Here is a 14,966-nt window from a genome sequence, read left to right as displayed (position 1 = left end):
CGTTGCCGTCCAGCACGGGTCCCGCCTGCGGGAACACCCGCCGGCGGGTCGACGCCCACCTCACCGACGGCGCGACGGGCTCAGAGTCCCTGCTCCACCTCGCCGGTCCGGGGATCCCCTCTGGTCTCACCGCCCGACGGGCCCGACAGCCCGGTGCTGCGCCGGACCAGGCTCTTGTTCTTCTTGGCCAGGCGGTAGGCGTTGCCGATCCACACCGCGAGGACCAGCGCGACGACGACCACGGACACGACGATCCACACCCACACGGGCGCCACCCTCCCGTCGGGGCCGTCCGGCCCACCGGTTCTGGCGCTGCTCCCAGCGCAACGGTCCTCCGCTCCTACCCCGGAACGCGCGACGTACGCCCGTCGGGAGCGGACGACGCGGTCGAGGGCCGTGCGCGGTCCCGGGACCTCAGGTTGGGTGGTCGGGTGGTCCCCGACCAGGCAGACGTGCACCGCGAGCCCTCTCCGTCCCCGGGAGGCGCTGCAGGTCCACGGGGGACGTGTCCCTCCGCGCGGAGGGCATCGACGCCGACTCCCGGCCCACGTCGACTCCCGGCCCGCCTCGGGGCGCGGCGTCAGGTACCGGCTCCGGCCCGGGCGGCGGCGTCCGCCGCGCGCCGCACGAGGTCCTCGTAGACGTCCGGGTCATCGGCGTCGACCAGCGGGTACCCGGCGTCGGCCCAGTGCAGCGAGATGCCGGGGTTGTGCACGTCGGACCCGTCGGCCAGGAAGAAGTGCGGACTGCCTTGGACCTCGTCCACGTGCGCCCGGTAGTCGGCCATCATGGCGCCGCGGGCGCGCCCGTCGTCGAGCGCGGTGGCCAGCGCGTCGGCGTCGACGGAGTCGCAGCCGCGGGCCACGTCGACCACCTCGTGCAGCATGCTGATGCACCGGCTGTCGCGGAAGAACGCCACCCGCAGGGCCATGTCCAGCTGTTCGGCGGCCGCGGCCGACTGGGCCTTGGCCGCGTGCACCGCCTCGTCGGCCAGGAGCGCCGTCACCGGCCAGTCCGACGGCTGTCCCTGCCAGGGGGTCATGCCGAGGTCGGGCTCGAGGGGGCCGACCACCGGGATCTCGGCCTGGAGCATGCGCATCGGGAGGGCGAACCGGTTGATGTCCTCCAGCAGGTACAGCCGGTGGTCGACGCGCACCCGGTCGTCGAGGCCCAGCCGGGACCGTGCCGCGTAGAAGCGCTGGAACGCGACGGTGGACCACGCGCAGACCACGTCGGTGTACACGGCCACGGTCCCGGGAGCGACGTCGACTGCCATGGGGAGCCCTTACCCGCGGACCGGCCGGGTGTATGCCCTCGAGGACGAGCACCGTGTCGGCCGACCCGACCTCGGCCGGCCGGGCGCCGGACCAGGCGGTGGGGTGGATGACGCAGAGCACGACCGCCGCGTCGTCACCGACCTCCTCGGGCAGCTCCACCGGGTCGACGTCGGCGGAGGGCACCCGCGCGTTCGTCTGCGGGCTCCTCCACCGGGCCGGTGGTCTGCGGCCCGCCGGAGGAGCCCGCAGGATTGCCGCCGGCCGGAGCGGGGCAGGACGCGCGGGTGACGACGACGATCGGCCTGGTGGGAGCCGGGTTCATCGCGGGCCGGCACGTGGACGCGCTGACCGCCATCGACGGGGTGATCGTGGCCGGGGTCGCCGACCCGCGGACCGACCGCGCCGAGGTGCTCGCCGCCCGCTGCGGCGCCACTCCGTACGCCCGCTGGGAGCAGCTGCTGGACGCCGAGCAGCTCGACGCCCTCTACGTCTGCGTGCCGCCGCACGCCCACGGGCCGGTGGAGGAGGCCGCCGTCGACCGCGGCCTGCCGCTGTTCGTGGAGAAGCCCCTGGGCACCGACCTGGCTCCCGCCGAGCGGCTGGCCGACCGGATCGACGCCGCCGGCCTGCTCACCGCCGTCGGCTACCACTGGCGCTACCTCGACACGCTCGAGCGCGCCCGGGAGCTGCTGGCCGACCGCCCGGCCCGGATGGTGCTCGGCGCGTGGCTGGACCGGGCACCCCGGGTGGACTGGTGGGCGCGGCAGGCCGGCTCCGGCGGGCAGACGGTCGAGCAGGTCACCCACCTGTTCGACGTCGCCCGGGTGCTGGTCGGCGAGGTCGAGGGCGGCTGGGCCACCGGCTCCCGCTCGCCCGACGGGCCCGGCGACATCCTCGACGTGTGCACCGCCGCGCTGCGGTTCACCTCCGGCGCGGTCGGCTCGTTCAGCAACAGCTGCCTGCTGCCGCGCGGCCTGCGGATCGGTGTCGAGCTGGTCGCGCCCGGCCTGGGCCTGTGGCTGACCGAGCACCAGCTGGTGGTCACCGACGCCGACGGCGAGCGGACGATCGACCGGGGGGCCGACCCGTTCGAGGTCGAGGACCGCGCGTTCGTGGCGGCGGTCCGCGGCGAGGCCCACGACGTCCGCACCTCCTACCGCGAGGCGCTGGGCACCCACCGGCTGGCCGTCGCCGTGGCCACCGCGGCCGCCGACGGCGGAACGGTGCGGCTGTCCGAGGCTGCGTCACCGGCCGGCTCCGCCGGCGCGGGAGCGGACCGGTGAGCGCTGTGACCGGGCGGCCGGTGCGCACCATCGGGGTGGTCGCGCCGGGGCGGCCGGCGGTCGTCGACGACGTCGAGCCCGAGCCCGGGCCCGGGCAGGCGTGGGTGCGCACCGAGTGGAGCGGCATCAGCGCCGGCACCGAGGTGGCGATCGTCCGCGGCACCGACCCGCACCACCAGCTGCACTGGGACCCCGACCTGCGCTCGTTCGACGGCGACGGGCCGACGGCGGGCTACCCGGTGCGCGGGCTGGGCTACATGGAGGTCGGCCGGGTCACCGAGAGCCGCACCCCCGACCTCCCCGAGGGGATGCTGCTCGCCCTCGCCGTCGGCCACCGCACCGGGGCCTGCGTCGACCCCGCCACCCGGCCGGTGATCGGCGTGCCCGACGACCTCGACCCGCTGCTCGGCGTCTACCTCGCCCAGATGGGCCCGATCTGCGTCAACGGGCTGCTGCACGCCGCGGCCTCCCTCGCCGGGCCGGGTGCGGGCGTGGACGCCGGGGTGCGCGACCGGTGCGTGCTGGTCACCGGCGCCGGCGTGATCGGCCTGCTGACGGCGGTGCTCGCCGTGCGGCACGGCGCCGCCGACGTGGTGGTCGCCGAGCCCTCGGCCGAGCGGCGGGCGGTCGCCGAGGCGCTGGGGCTGGCCACGCTGGAGGACACCGCCGGCCCCGACCGGCCCGCCTGGCGGGCGGTCAAGGAGCGGTGGCGGCACGGGCCGGGGGACGCCGGCGCCGACGTCGTCCTGCAGTGCCGGGGGCACGACGCCGCGCTGGCCACCGCGCTCAAGGCGCTGCGGCCCCAGGGCACCGTCGTCGACCTGGGCTTCTACCAGGCCGGGGCCGAGGCGGTGCGCCTCGGCGAGGAGTTCCACCACAACGGCCTGGCGGTGGTCTGCGCGCAGATCAGCCGGGTGCCGCGCGGGATGGCCGGCGCCTGGCCGCGCGCTCGGCTCGCCGAGGTCACCCTCGACCTGCTGCGCGCGCGGGGGGACGACGTGCGCACCCACCTGGTCAGCGACGTCCTGCCGTTCGAGGAGGGGCCGCGGTTGCTGGCCGACCTGGCCGGCCGCCGGCTGGCCGCCCCGCCGCTGCAGGCGGTGCTGCGGTTCTCCGGGTCGTGAAGGTCCTGCTCGTCGGCAACCACTGGACGCAAGCGCCCGGCGGTGCCGAGACGGTGCTGGTGCTCACCGCCGACCTGCTGCGCGCCGCCGGGCACGAGGTGGTGCCCTTCGCCGTCGCCGAGGAGCGGACGCTGCCCACGCCGGTGCGCGACCGGCTGCCGGCCGCGGCCGGCGCGGGCGCGCGGACCCGCTTCGGGGAGGCGTGGGCGGGGACGTGGTCGCCGCGGGCCTACCGGGCGCTGGCCGGGGTGGTCGACCGGGTGCGCCCGGACGTCGCCCACGTGCACCACGTCTTCGAGCGGCTCACCGTCTCGGTGCTCGACGCGCTGCGCCGCGGCGGCGTGCCGACCGTGATGACGCTGCACGACTACAAGCCGGTCTGCCCGAACTTCCGCCTGTTCACCGACGGCGCGCCGTGCACCCGGTGTCTGTCCGGGCGGTACGCGAACGTCGTGCGGCACCGCTGCCTGGAGGGCTCGCGGTGGCGGTCGGTCGCGGCGGCCGCCGACGCCTACGCCTCCCGCGCCCGGGGCGTCTGGTCCCGCGTGGACCGGTTCGTCGCGCCGAGCGCGTTCCTGCGCGACCGGGTGGTGGACGGCGGGCTGCCGGCCGACCGGATCGACGTGCTGCCCAACCCGGTGGTCGCGGGGGCTGCTCCTCGGGCGGCGGCCGCCGAGCCGCCGTCGGTCCTCTACGCCTCCCGGCTGGTGGCGGAGAAGGGGGTGCACACCCTGCTGGACGCCGCGGCGCGGCTGCCGGCCGGGGTGCGGGTGCGGCTGGCCGGCTCGGGGCGGCTGGAGGCCGCGGTGCGGGCGCGGGTGGCGGCCGAGGGGCTGCCGGTCGACGTCCTGGGCCCGCTGCCGCCCGCGCGGGTGGTGTCGGAGCTGCGCGCGGCGGCGGTCGCCGTCCTGCCGGCGCTGTGGTGGGAGAACTGCCCGATGGCGGTGCTGGAGGCCGCGGCGCACGGGGTCCCGGTCGTGGCCTCGGCGGTGGGCGGCATCCCCGAGCTGGTCGACGACGGCCGCACCGGGCTGCTCGTCCCGCCGGGCGACGCGGACACGCTGGCCGGCGCGCTCACCCGGCTGGTGCGCGACCCCGGTGCGGCGACCCGGATGGGGCGCGCGGGGTGGGCGCGGGTCCGGGCGCGGCACGACCCGGCGGGCCACGTCGCCGCCCTCCTGGAGGTCTACCGGCGTGTCGGGGGTGTCCCGTGACGGCCGGGCTTGTCCCGACCGCGCGGCGGCGGGATCCTCCCAGGCATCGCCGCGGACGCCGGGGGCCGGCTCGCGCGGCGGCTCCGGAGGAGGGGCCGTCATGGGGTGGGCGATCGGCAGCGCCGTCGGGTTCGTGCTGCTCACGACGCTGGTCATCGGACTGGCGAGGAACAGCACCGCACGGTGGGAGCGGGACCGCTGCGCCACGCGGATCCCCGATCCACCACCCGAACCGGCGTCCCCGTCGGTCCGGCGCCGCACGGGGGTGGCCCACCGGGGGCCACGCACCGTCCGGCGGCTGCCGCGCCCGCACGTGCACCTGCCGCACCTCCCGCACCCGCACCTCCCGCACCCGCACCCACGTCTGCCGCACCTGCCCCGCCACCGGCAGCAGCCGGACCCGGCACTGCACGCCCAGGCCCCCGAGACCCCGACCGACGCCTCAGCCTCCTGACCGTCCGGCGTCCTGACCGTCCCGCCCGGCCGGGTCGCCGGCTGCCTCCTCCGCCCGACGGCGGGGCCCCGACGAGGGGTCAGGCCCCGGCCGTGGTGGGGTCGCCGGCGGTGCCGCCGTGCGCGGCCTCGGCTGCGCCGCCCCCGGCGCCCGAGGAGGGCGCCGGCTTCCCGCGGCTCCCGGCGGCCATCGTCAGCGCGGCGGTGGCGACGCCGGTCGCCAGAGCGGCCAGCGCCCAGGCCGGGCCCCGCCGCTCGATGCCGAGCGCACGGTCGAGGGAGAGGTCGCCGGGGCCGGTCTCGGCCAGCGCGGTGACCGCGCCGATGAGGACGGCGTTGTACTCCCACCCGCCGTTGGCCGCCCACGGCCCGTTGGGCCGGTGGACTTTCGTGATGGCGGTGGTCATCACGCCGGTCAGGGCCGCCGAGGCCAGCGGGGTGGCCAGCCCGGCGGCGAGCAGGCTGCCCCCGGCCGTCTCGGTGACGCCGGCGGCCAGCGCGTTGAGCTTGGCCGGGCGCATGTCGAGCGACTCCATCATCCCCTCGGTGCCGGCCCGGCCGGGGCCGCCGAACCAGCCGAACAGCTTCTGGGTGCCGTGTCCGATGAACAGGCCGCCGATCAACAGGCGTGCCCCGAGCCGTCCCACGCTCATCTGTCCCCTCCCGTCGCTCACCCCGTGCCTGGACCCCGGTTCCGGGGCCGGGGCTCGGGCAATCACACCAGCGTCCCGGCGCCTACGCCAGCGAGCCGAACAGCTCGACCAGCCGGTCGGCGTGCGCGTCGAAGGTGTGCTGCTCCCGCACCGCGAGCGCCGCCGTCCCACCGCGCCGCGCGGCCAGCTCCCCGGCGAGGACGCCGGCCACGTCGTCGGCGTCCCGGTAGAACAGGCCCGTCCCGTCCCGGCGCAGCACCCGCTCCACCGAGACGACCGACCCGGGGTTGGCCTGCTGCAGCACCGGCAGCCCGGCGGCCAGGTAGATCGGCAGCCGGGCGGGGGAGTTGAGGTCGTCCCAGCTGGCCCGCCGCAGGTCGCCGCCGTTGGCGCTGTCGAAGCGGTGCAGCCAGCCGGCGTCGTAGCGGGACAGCTCGCGCACCCAGTCCTCGGGCCCGACCGCCGGGTGCACGTGCACGAACCGCGGCGCCGCGGCCAGCGCCTCGGCCAGCCACCCGGTCCACGACCCCTTCGGCCCCGGCGCCCGCACCTGCCCGTACAGGTGGGTGTGCACGCCGCGGCGGGCCAGGTCGAGCACCCAGTCCAGGTCCAGCCCGGCCGGGCGGCCGGCGACGACGGTGTGCGGCTGCCCGTCCGCGTCGGACAGCTTCGGCGACAGCGGTCCGTCCAGCCAGTCGCGCTTGGGCAGGTCGCCGTCCAGGACGCCGAGCCGGTCGGGGTCGACCCGGCCGCGCAGCGCCAGGGCGAACCAGTCGCGCTCCTCCTCGGTGGCCAGCAGCACCGCGTCGGCGCCGCACACCAGGTCGGCCAGCAGCGGCCACTCGCCGCGCACGATGCTGCGCTGCGGAGCCTCCTTGTAGGTCCACACGAACGGCAGCTCGGGGAACGCCGAGCGCACCGCGTGCGCCAGCGGCACCGCCCGCCAGTTCAGCTGCGCCCACACCACGTCGGGGGCCAGCGCGCGCACCGGGTCGCGCCAGCGGTCGCGGTCGGCGCCGTCGACGAGGTCGGGCACGTGCCCGAACGGCAGCGGCCCCACGGTCGCGTCGCCCAGCCCGTCGGGAGTCCACAGCCCGGTGAGTCGGTGCCCCTGCTCGGCCAGCGCCAGCACCCGCTCGGGGTTGAACGCCAGCTCGCCGACCACGAGCACGCAGAGCCCGTCCGCCGCTCGCGGGTACTCCCGCGACCGGAACCGGGCGTAGCGGGCCACCTCGTCGACCGAGCCGCCGTCGGTGGAGGCGAAGCGCAGCGGCTCGCGCACCCGGTAGCGGCTGCGGAAGACGTTGAGCCCCCCGTCCAGGGACTCCCGGATGGCCGCCGAGCGCTGGCCGGGGTGGCGGGTCCAGGAGCAGGTGACCCGGCCGGTGTGCGCCGTCCGCCCGCGGGCGCGCACCCGGTCCCACATCAGCCGGGCCAGGTCGTCGGACTCGAGCTCGGCCCGCTCGGTCCACCGGTCGCCGGTGGCCCGGTGCGCCACCTGGACCAGCTGCTCGTAGCCGGTGCCCGAGGGCTCGGCCAGCCCGCTGGCGGCCAGCACGACGTCCGGGTCGGCCAGGCAGGCGAGCAGCGCGGCCAGGTGGTCGGGGGACCAGACGTCGTCGGCCGGCAGGTAGGCCACCAGGGGGGCGCCCAGTGCGTCGAGCCCGGTGTTGAGGGTCGCGCCCAGCCCGCGGTTGTCCGGCCAGCCCAGCAGCCGGACCCGCGGGTCGCCGAGCGCGGCCACGACGGCGGTCACGGCGTCCGGGTCGGGGGAGCCGTCGTCGAGCACCGCCGCCGTCCAGTCGCCGACCTGCTGCGCGAGCAGGCTCTCCAGCGCGCGGGGCAGGAACGCGGCCTGGTCGTGCACCGGGACGACGACGCCCACCCCGCTCGCGCGGTCGCCGCTCGTGCCGTTGCCGCTCACGCCACCGCCGCGCGGGCGGCGTCCCCCTCCCGCACGTGGGCGTAGACCGCGGCGACCCGCGCGGCCAGCTGCGGCCAGGCGTAGTCGGTGGCCCGGGCCCGGGCCCCGGCCGACAGCCGGGCCCGCAGGACGGCGTCGGCGGCCAGCCGGTCGAGCGCGGCGGCCAGCGCGCCGACGTCCCCGGGCGGCACGAGCAGCCCGGTCCCGCCGTCGCACACCACCTCCGGGATGCCGCCGACGTCGCTGGCGACCACCGGCAGCCCGGAGGCCATCGCCTCGGTCAGCACCGAGCCCATCTCCTCGTAGGCCGAGGGCAGCACCAGCACGTCGAGCGAGGCCAGCACGGCCGGGACGGCGGTGTGCTCGACGAACCCGGCGAGCGTGATCCGGTCGGCGTGCGGGCTGCCCGCCGCCAGCTGCCGCACCCGGTCGCGGTCGGGGCCGTCGCCGACCACCACCAGGTCGGCCGGCCGGCGCATCCGGCCGAAGGCCTCCACCAGCAGGTCGGCCCGCTTCTGCGGGGCCAGCCGGCCGACGTAGCCGATCCGCGGGCGGCCCGCGCCGGGGAAGACGTCGTCGTGGGACCCCGAGAACAGCGACGGGTCGAAGCCCGAGGGGATGGTGGCGATGCGCTCGGCCGGGACGCCGTCGTCGCGCAGCGCCGCCGCCGTCCGCCCGGTCAGGACGACGACCGCGTCGGCCCGGCGCAGCGCGGCCCGCTCGATCCGGCTCCCGAGCGCGCGCAGCAGCCGCGCCCGCGGGGACCGGCCGCGCAGCGTGTGCCCGACGCTGCAGTGCACGGTGACCACCAGCGGGCAGCGGTGCCGGCGGGCGGCCAGCCGGGCCAGCGGCAGGGTGGCGAGGTCCTCGCCCTGGTGGGCGTGCACGACGTCGACCGGCCGCACGGTGCGGTGCAGCGCCGTCCGCAGCGCGCCGAGCGCCCACAGCTGGCGCAGCCGGGAGACGGGCAGGCCGGTGCGGTGCACCCGCGCCGCCCGGCCCAGCCGGGTGGTGCCGCGCGGCCCGGCCAGCCGGGAGGTCACCACCGTCTGGGTGTGCCCCTGCGCGTCCAGGCAGCGGGTGAGGCTGGCGGTGTGGTTCTGCATGCCGCCGATCGGGTCGAAACGGGCGGCGCGGTGCTCCAGCTCCCCGTCCAGGGCACCCGCGCCCGCCGGCCGGGCAGCCGACGGCGGTTCGAAGACGCTGCACAGGCGCAGCACGTGCGTGCTCCCGGGCGGAGCGGGGAAGTGGGTCACCGGACCTCCTCGCTGATCGACCCGCCTCGCTGATCGACCCGCAGTAGAGCAGAGTCGTTACACCCACGCCTCGGTGGGGAAGAGGCCGCAGGTGAGCGCCCCCCTGACCGACCCGGCCGTGCGCCGGGTGGCCCTGGTCCGGCTGCGACTCGGCCTGGGGGACCTGCTCTGCTCGCTGCCGGCGCTGCGCCGGCTCCGGGCCGCGCGGCCCGACCTGCACGTCACCCTGGTCACCTGGCCGGAGGTGGCGCCGGTGGTGGCGCGCCTCGGCGAGGTCGACGAGCTGCTGCCCTTCCCCGGCGCCGACGACGTCCCCGACCGGCCGGCCGGCCGCGAGCCGGATCCGGCCGCTTGGGCGTCGTTCGTGGCCGCGGCCGCGCGGCGGCGCTTCGACCTGGCGCTGCAGGTGTACGGCGACCGGCCCGCGGCCAACCGGGTCACCGCCGCGCTGGGCGCGCGGCTGGTCGGCGGCTTCGCGCCCACCGGCTGGCAGCCGCCGGCCGGCACCGGGCACCTGCACCTGCGCTACCCGGTGCACCTGCACGAGGCCGAGCGGCACACCCGCCTCTTTGAGCACCTGGGGCTGCCCCCCGGCGGGCCGCCGGCGATGACCTTCCCGATCACCGCGGCGGACGAGGCCGAGCAGGCCGCCACGCTGGCCCGGCACGGGCTGGTGCCCGGCGGCTACGCCGTCCTGCACCCCGGCGCGTCGGCCCCGACCCGGCGCTGGCCGGTCGCGCGCTACGCCGCGGTGGGCGACGCGCTGGCCGCCGACGGGCTGGCCGTCGTGGTGACCGGCGTACCGGCCGAGCGGGACGCCGCCGCGGCGGTGGTCGCCGCGATGCGGGCCTCCGCGGTCGACCTCACCGGCGCGACCGGGCTCGGCGGGCTGGCCGCGCTGCTGCGCGACGCCGCCGTGCTGATCGGCAACGACACCGGCTCGGCGCACCTGGCCGCCGCCGTCGGCGCCCGCAGCGTCACCGTGTTCCTCCCCGGCGACCCGGTGCGCTGGGCCCACCCCGGCCGGCGGCACCGGGCGGTGGTGGCCGACGTCGCCTGCGCGCCCTGCCCGCACCTGGTCTGCCCGATCGACTTCCGCTGCGCGGACTCGGTGCGGCCGCAGGACGTGCTCGCCGCCGTCCGCGAGCTGGCCGGCGAGGACGCCGCGTGAAGCGGGTCTCCCTCGTCTGCGACTCGGAGAACTGGGGCGGCGCCGAGGTCTACCTGACCTCCCTGCTGCGCCGGGCGGGCGGGCTCGGCGCGACGGCGTCCCTGGTCTGCGCCGAGCCGCTCGCGCACCGCTTCGCGCCGGTCGTGCCGGCCGACCGGCTGGCCGCCGTCCCGCTGGCCCGGCACACCGCCGACGCGCCCGCGGTGCGCGCCGCGCTGGCGGCCCAGCGTCCCGACGTCGTCCTGGTCAACCTGGTCGACCCCGGCTCCAACGCCGCGGCCGTGGCCGCGGCGCTGGCGGTGGCCCCCACCGTCGGCGTACTGCACCTGGCCGGCGACACCGGCGCGGGGGAGCGGCGCCGCCGGCTGGCCGGGCTCTACGGCGCGATGGCCGCGGTGCTCACGCCGGCGTCCGGCGCCCGCGCCCAGCTGCTGGCCGACCTCGGGCTGCCGCCCGGCCGCGTGCACGTCGTCCCGAACGGCGTGGACCTGCCCGCCGACCCCGCCGGGCCGGCCGGGCGGGTGGTGCCCCGGGTGGGCGGGCTGGGCCGGCTGACCGAGCAGAAGGGCTTCGACGTGCTCGTCGAGGCGGTCCGGCGGCTCACCGACCGCGGAGCGGCCCTGGAGGTCGTGGTCGGGGGGGAGGGCCGCGACGCCGGGCGGCTGCGGGCCGCGGCGGCCGGGCTGCCGGTCACCTTCGCCGGCTTCGTCACCGACGTCCGCGGCTTCCTCGCCGGCCTGGACCTGTTCTGCCTGTCCTCCCGCCGGGAGGCGCTGCCCCTGGTGCTGCTCGAGGCCATGGCCGAGGGGCTGCCGTGCGTGGCCACCGACGTCGGGGACGTCGCCGCCGCGGTCGGCCCGCACGCCGTCGTCGTCCCGCCGGACGACCCGCAGGCGCTGACCGACGCGCTCGGCGGGCTGCTGGCCGACCCGGTCGCGCGCGCCGAGCTGGGCCGCCGCGCGCGCCGGCGCGCCGAGGCCGCGTTCGACGCCGACCTCATGGCCCGCCGCACCCTCGCCGTCCTCGCCCGCGCGGCGGGTGTGCCGCCGACGGGAGCGGGGAAGGCCCGGGAGGGGGCAGGCTGACGCGCGGGACCCCGCACCCGAGAGAGGACCACCCATGGCCACCACGTCCAGGAGCATCGCCACGATCAACCCGGCCACCGGCGAGACGCTCGCGACCTTCGAGCCGCTGTCGGAGGAGGAGCTCGAGGAGAGGATCGCCCGCGCGGCGGCGGCGTTCGCCGGCTACCGGCTGACCACCCCGCAGCAGCGGGCCGGCTGGCTGCGCGCCGCGGCCGACGTCCTCGACGAGGACGCCAAGGCCGTCGCCGAGCTCATGACCACCGAGATGGGCAAGACGCTGGCCTCGGCGCAGGCGGAGGCTGCCAAGTGCGCCAAGGCGCTGCGCTACTACGCCGAGCACGGCGAGGAGATGCTCCGGCCGCAGCCGGCCGACGCGGCCGCGGTGGGGGCGGTCGAGGCCTACGTCGTCCACCAGCCGCTGGGCGTCGTCCTGGCCGTCATGCCGTGGAACTTCCCGCTCTGGCAGGCCATGCGCTTCGCCGCGCCGGCGCTCATGGCCGGCAACGTCGGCCTGCTCAAGCACGCCAGCAACGTGCCGCAGACCGCGCTGTACCTGGAGGAGCTGTTCGGCAAGGCCGGCTTCCCCGACGACGTCTTCCAGACCCTGCTCATCGGGTCCGGCGCCGTCGAGCGGGTGCTGCGCGACGACCGGGTGGTCGCCGCGACGCTGACCGGCAGCAACGCCGCCGGGCAGGCGGTGGCGCGGGTCGCCGGCGACGCGCTGAAGAAGACCGTGCTCGAGCTCGGCGGGTCCGACCCGTTCATCGTCATGCCCTCGGCCGACCTGGCGCGGGCCGCCGACGTCGCGGTGACCGCGCGGTGCCAGAACAACGGGCAGAGCTGCATCGCGGCCAAGCGGTTCTTCGTGCACGCCGACGTCGCCGAGGAGTTCACCCGGCGCTTCGCCGACAAGCTGGCCGCTCTCACCGTCGGCGACCCGATGGCCGACGACACCCAGGTGGGCCCGCTGGCCAACGAGGCGGGCCTGGCCGACGTCGAGCGGTACGTGGCCGACGCCGTCGAGAAGGGCGCCACCGTGGTGACCGGCGGGCGGCGGGTCGACCGCCCCGGCTGGTTCTACGAGCCGACCCTGGTGACCGGGGTGACCCCGCAGATGGCGATGCACTCCGAGGAGGTGTTCGGCCCGGTCGCCGCGCTGTACACCGTCGCCGACCTCGACGAGGCGATCGGGCTGGCCAACGACCACGTCTACGGCCTCGGCGCCAACCTGTGGAGCGAGGACCAGGGCGAGCGGCTGCGGTTCATCCGCGACGTCGCGTCGGGCATGGCGTTCGTCAACGGCATGACCACCAGCTACCCGGAGCTGCCCTTCGGCGGGGTGAAGCAGAGCGGCTACGGCCGGGAGCTCACCGAGCTGGGCATGTACGAGTTCATGAACGCCAAGACCGTCTGGATCGGGGCGCCGGGCAGCGAGGCGAACGAGCGCAGCACCGCCGGCGCCGCCTCGGAGTGACGCCGCCGCTGCGTCGGCCCCCGGCGGCGGGCCCGGCGGCGCGACCGCCGGGCCCGCCGCCGGGCCCGCCGCCGGGCCCGCCGCCGGGCCCACCGCGGGGTCGGAACAGCGGGGCACGTCCCGCGGTTGCGGTCGGGCGTGACCCGCGTCGTCGAAGCGGCCGCCTACGGCGGCCCCGAGGTGCTCACCGTCGTCGAGGCGCCGGTGGGCGACCCCGGCCCGGGCCGGGCCCGGGTGGCCGTCCGCGCCGCCGGGGTCAACCCGGCGGACTGGAAGAGCTACACGGGCGCCTTCGGCGCCGATCCGGACCGGCTGCCGCTGCGCCCGGGGTACGAGGTGGCGGGGGTGGTGACCGCGGTCGGCCCGGACGCCGTCGGCCCGGCCGGCCCGCTGGCGGTCGGCGACGAGGTGATCGGGTTCCGGGTATCCGGCGGGTACGCCGCCGAGCTCGTCGTCCCCGCGTCGGCGCTGGTGCCCAAGCCGGCGCCGCTGGGCTGGGAGCCGGCCGCCGGGCTGATGCTGGCCGGGGCGACCGCGGTGCACGCGCTCACGGCCACCGGCGTCGGCGCGGGCGACACCGTGCTCGTGCACGGCGCGTCGGGCGGGGTCGGGCTGATGGCGGTCCAGCTGGCCGCCCTGCGCGGTGCCCGGGTGGTCGGCACGGTCGGTCCCGACAGCGCCGACCTGGTGCGCCGGTTCGGCGCCGAGCCGGTGCGCTACGGCGAGGGGCTGGCCGAGCGGGTCCGCGCGGTCGCCCCGGACGGTGTGGACGCGGCCGTGGACGCCGTCGGCACCGACGAGGCCGTCGACGTCTCCCTCGAGCTGGTGCCCGACCGGCAGCGCATCGCCACCGTCGTCGCGTTCGCCCGCGGCGCGGCCGAGGGCATCCGGCGCCTCGGCGGCGGGCCGGGCGCGGACCCGGGCACGCAGCTGCGGGACGCCGCCCGGACCGAGCTGGCCGAGCTCGCCGGCGCCGGCCGGCTGGAGGTCGTCGTCGCCGGCGCCTACCCGCTGGACGAGGTCGCCGCGGCGCACCGGCGCGGGATGGCCGGGCACACCCACGGCAAGCTGGTGCTGCTGCCCTGACCCGGGGGCGCCCTGACCCGGGGGCGCCCTGACCCGGGGGCCGAAGTGGCCACCAAGGCCCCTGCGCGAGCGGCCCTCGTGGCCCGGCCCCCGGCTCCCTCCAGGCTCACACCTCCTCGGCGGGGAAGGTGCGGCTCGGCGCCACGACCTCCTCCTGCGCCGCCACCAGCAGGATCTCCCGCGACCCGGCGTCCGCGGTGGCCTTGAGCAGGCCGTGCACCGAGGCCGCGGCCCGGCCGAGGGCGGTGCCGGCGTCGCGCGTGTCCAGCCAGGAGGCGAGGAACAGCGCGGCGATGGCGTCGCCGGCGCCGTTGACCGACAGGTCCAGCCGCGGGGTGCGCACCCGGAAGTGCCGGCCGCCCTCGGAGGCGAGCAGGTCGACGGCGTCCTCGGGGGTGTCGTCGGTGACCAGCGAGGTGGTGAGCACCACCCGCGGGCCGAGCTCCTGGACGGCGGCGACGGCCTGCTCGACGTCGGACAGCGACTTCGTCGTCGTGCCCGCGAGGAGGTCGAGCTCGAAGTGGTTGGGGGTGACCAGGTCGGCGGCGGGGACGGCGACCTCGCGCATGAACTCCGGGATGCCGGGCCGGACGAACACGCCGCGGCCGACGTCGCCGATGACCGGGTCGCAGCAGTAGACCGCCGCCGGGTTGGCCTCGCGCACCCGCTGCACGGTCGCCACGACGGCGTGCCCGATGTCGGCCGACCCCAGGTACCCGGACAGCACGGCGTCGCAGCCGCCCAGCACCCCGCGCTCGGCGATGCCCTGCACGACCTCCTCGATCGCCTGGCCGTCGAAGACCCGGCCGCGCCACTCGCCGTAGCCGGTGTGGTTGGAGAACTGCACGGTGTGCACCGGCCACACCTCGATGCCGAGGCGCTGCAGCGGGAAGACGGCGGAGGAGTTGCCCACGTGGCCGTAGGCGACGTGCGACTGGATGGAGAGGACGGCGACCATGGCCGTAA

Annotated in this window: 14 protein-coding genes; 8 read left to right on the top strand and 6 right to left on the bottom strand. The window is 77.7% G+C overall.

The features are described 5' to 3' along the window. Positions 1–80: 80 nt before the first annotated feature. Together DQ238_RS02575 and DQ238_RS02570 are read right to left on the bottom strand one after the other, a co-directional pair. The gene (locus DQ238_RS02575; RefSeq protein WP_113779745.1) at positions 81–266 is read right to left on the bottom strand and encodes a hypothetical protein; all 186 of its coding nucleotides are present in this window, start codon (positions 264–266) and stop codon (positions 81–83) included. Between the two features lie 314 nt (positions 267–580). Next, positions 581–1,276, bottom strand: coding sequence for a DsbA family protein (locus DQ238_RS02570; RefSeq protein WP_113779744.1), 696 nt, complete (start codon positions 1,274–1,276; stop codon positions 581–583). 285 nt (positions 1,277–1,561) lie between these two features. Here DQ238_RS02570 and DQ238_RS02565 point away from each other — a divergent pair, with 285 nt between their 5' ends. The 4 genes from DQ238_RS02565 (at position 1,562) to DQ238_RS02550 (ending at position 5,352) form a co-directional block, all read left to right on the top strand. Beyond that, complete coding sequence (locus tag DQ238_RS02565; RefSeq protein ID WP_113779743.1) at positions 1,562–2,560, top strand: Gfo/Idh/MocA family protein; 999 nt, start codon at positions 1,562–1,564, stop codon at positions 2,558–2,560. Continuing rightward, positions 2,557–3,684, top strand: a complete 1,128-nt coding sequence (locus DQ238_RS02560; RefSeq protein WP_233495652.1) for a zinc-binding alcohol dehydrogenase — start codon at positions 2,557–2,559, stop codon at positions 3,682–3,684. Before DQ238_RS02565 ends, DQ238_RS02560 begins: the two co-directional genes overlap by 4 nt. Further along, on the top strand, positions 3,681–4,898 hold the full coding sequence (locus tag DQ238_RS02555) for a glycosyltransferase (RefSeq protein WP_113779741.1): 1,218 nt from the start codon (positions 3,681–3,683) through the stop codon (positions 4,896–4,898). The genes DQ238_RS02560 and DQ238_RS02555 overlap by 4 nt, the downstream gene beginning before the upstream one ends. Before the next feature lie 100 nt (positions 4,899–4,998). Further along, on the top strand, positions 4,999–5,352 hold the full coding sequence (locus DQ238_RS02550; RefSeq protein ID WP_113779740.1) for a hypothetical protein: 354 nt from the start codon (positions 4,999–5,001) through the stop codon (positions 5,350–5,352). A gap of 79 nt (positions 5,353–5,431) precedes the next feature. Here the strand turns inward: DQ238_RS02550 and DQ238_RS02545 are convergent, their stop codons facing one another. The 3 genes from DQ238_RS02545 to DQ238_RS02535 form a co-directional block, all read right to left on the bottom strand. Beyond that, the gene (locus DQ238_RS02545; RefSeq protein ID WP_113779739.1) at positions 5,432–6,004 is read right to left on the bottom strand and encodes a DoxX family protein; all 573 of its coding nucleotides are present in this window, start codon (positions 6,002–6,004) and stop codon (positions 5,432–5,434) included. An 82-nt stretch (positions 6,005–6,086) separates the two neighbouring features. After that, positions 6,087–7,928, bottom strand: a complete 1,842-nt coding sequence (locus tag DQ238_RS02540) for a glycosyltransferase (RefSeq protein ID WP_113779738.1) — start codon at positions 7,926–7,928, stop codon at positions 6,087–6,089. After that, positions 7,925–9,184: a glycosyltransferase gene (locus DQ238_RS02535; RefSeq protein WP_113779737.1), complete on the bottom strand. Its 1,260-nt coding sequence runs from the start codon at positions 9,182–9,184 to the stop codon at positions 7,925–7,927. Before DQ238_RS02535 ends, DQ238_RS02540 begins: the two co-directional genes overlap by 4 nt. Before the next feature lie 91 nt (positions 9,185–9,275). On the opposite strand from DQ238_RS02535, the gene DQ238_RS02530 reads away from it, so the two are divergent. The 4 genes from DQ238_RS02530 to DQ238_RS02515 all read left to right on the top strand — a co-directional run bounded on the left by DQ238_RS02530 (position 9,276) and on the right by DQ238_RS02515 (position 14,000). Further along, complete coding sequence (locus DQ238_RS02530) at positions 9,276–10,355, top strand: glycosyltransferase family 9 protein (protein ID WP_233495651.1); 1,080 nt, start codon at positions 9,276–9,278, stop codon at positions 10,353–10,355. Then, the gene (locus tag DQ238_RS02525) at positions 10,352–11,440 is read left to right on the top strand and encodes a glycosyltransferase family 4 protein (protein WP_113779735.1); all 1,089 of its coding nucleotides are present in this window, start codon (positions 10,352–10,354) and stop codon (positions 11,438–11,440) included. Before DQ238_RS02530 ends, DQ238_RS02525 begins: the two co-directional genes overlap by 4 nt. A 34-nt stretch (positions 11,441–11,474) precedes the next feature. Beyond that, entirely contained in the window at positions 11,475–12,914 is a 1,440-nt protein-coding gene (locus tag DQ238_RS02520; RefSeq protein ID WP_113779734.1) for an NADP-dependent succinic semialdehyde dehydrogenase, read from the top strand. A gap of 138 nt (positions 12,915–13,052) precedes the next feature. Beyond that, the gene (locus DQ238_RS02515; RefSeq protein ID WP_113779733.1) at positions 13,053–14,000 is read left to right on the top strand and encodes an NADP-dependent oxidoreductase; all 948 of its coding nucleotides are present in this window, start codon (positions 13,053–13,055) and stop codon (positions 13,998–14,000) included. Positions 14,001–14,106: 106 nt separating this feature from the next. Here the strand turns inward: DQ238_RS02515 and pdxY are convergent, their stop codons facing one another. After that, positions 14,107–14,958: a pyridoxal kinase PdxY gene (gene pdxY, locus DQ238_RS02510; protein WP_113779732.1), complete on the bottom strand. Its 852-nt coding sequence runs from the start codon at positions 14,956–14,958 to the stop codon at positions 14,107–14,109. Between the last annotated feature and the right edge of the window lie 8 nt (positions 14,959–14,966).

The organism is Geodermatophilus sp. TF02-6, assembly GCF_003319115.1.
Taxonomy (GTDB): Bacteria; Actinomycetota; Actinomycetes; order Mycobacteriales; family Geodermatophilaceae; genus Geodermatophilus.
This window is presented reverse-complemented; position numbering and strand designations above follow the sequence as displayed.

What these genes read in the sequence shown, in the direction of transcription:
- DQ238_RS02570 (WP_113779744.1), bottom strand. Translation starts at nt 1,276, where the DNA reads ATGGCAGTCGACGTCGCTCCCGGGACCGTGGCCGTGTACACCGACGTG.
- DQ238_RS02550 (WP_113779740.1), top strand. Translation starts at nt 4,999, where the DNA reads ATGGGGTGGGCGATCGGCAGCGCCGTCGGGTTCGTGCTGCTCACGACG.
- DQ238_RS02545 (WP_113779739.1), bottom strand. Translation starts at nt 6,004, where the DNA reads ATGAGCGTGGGACGGCTCGGGGCACGCCTGTTGATCGGCGGCCTGTTC.
- DQ238_RS02520 (WP_113779734.1), top strand. Translation starts at nt 11,475, where the DNA reads ATGGCCACCACGTCCAGGAGCATCGCCACGATCAACCCGGCCACCGGC.
- pdxY (WP_113779732.1), bottom strand. Translation starts at nt 14,958, where the DNA reads ATGGTCGCCGTCCTCTCCATCCAGTCGCACGTCGCCTACGGCCACGTG.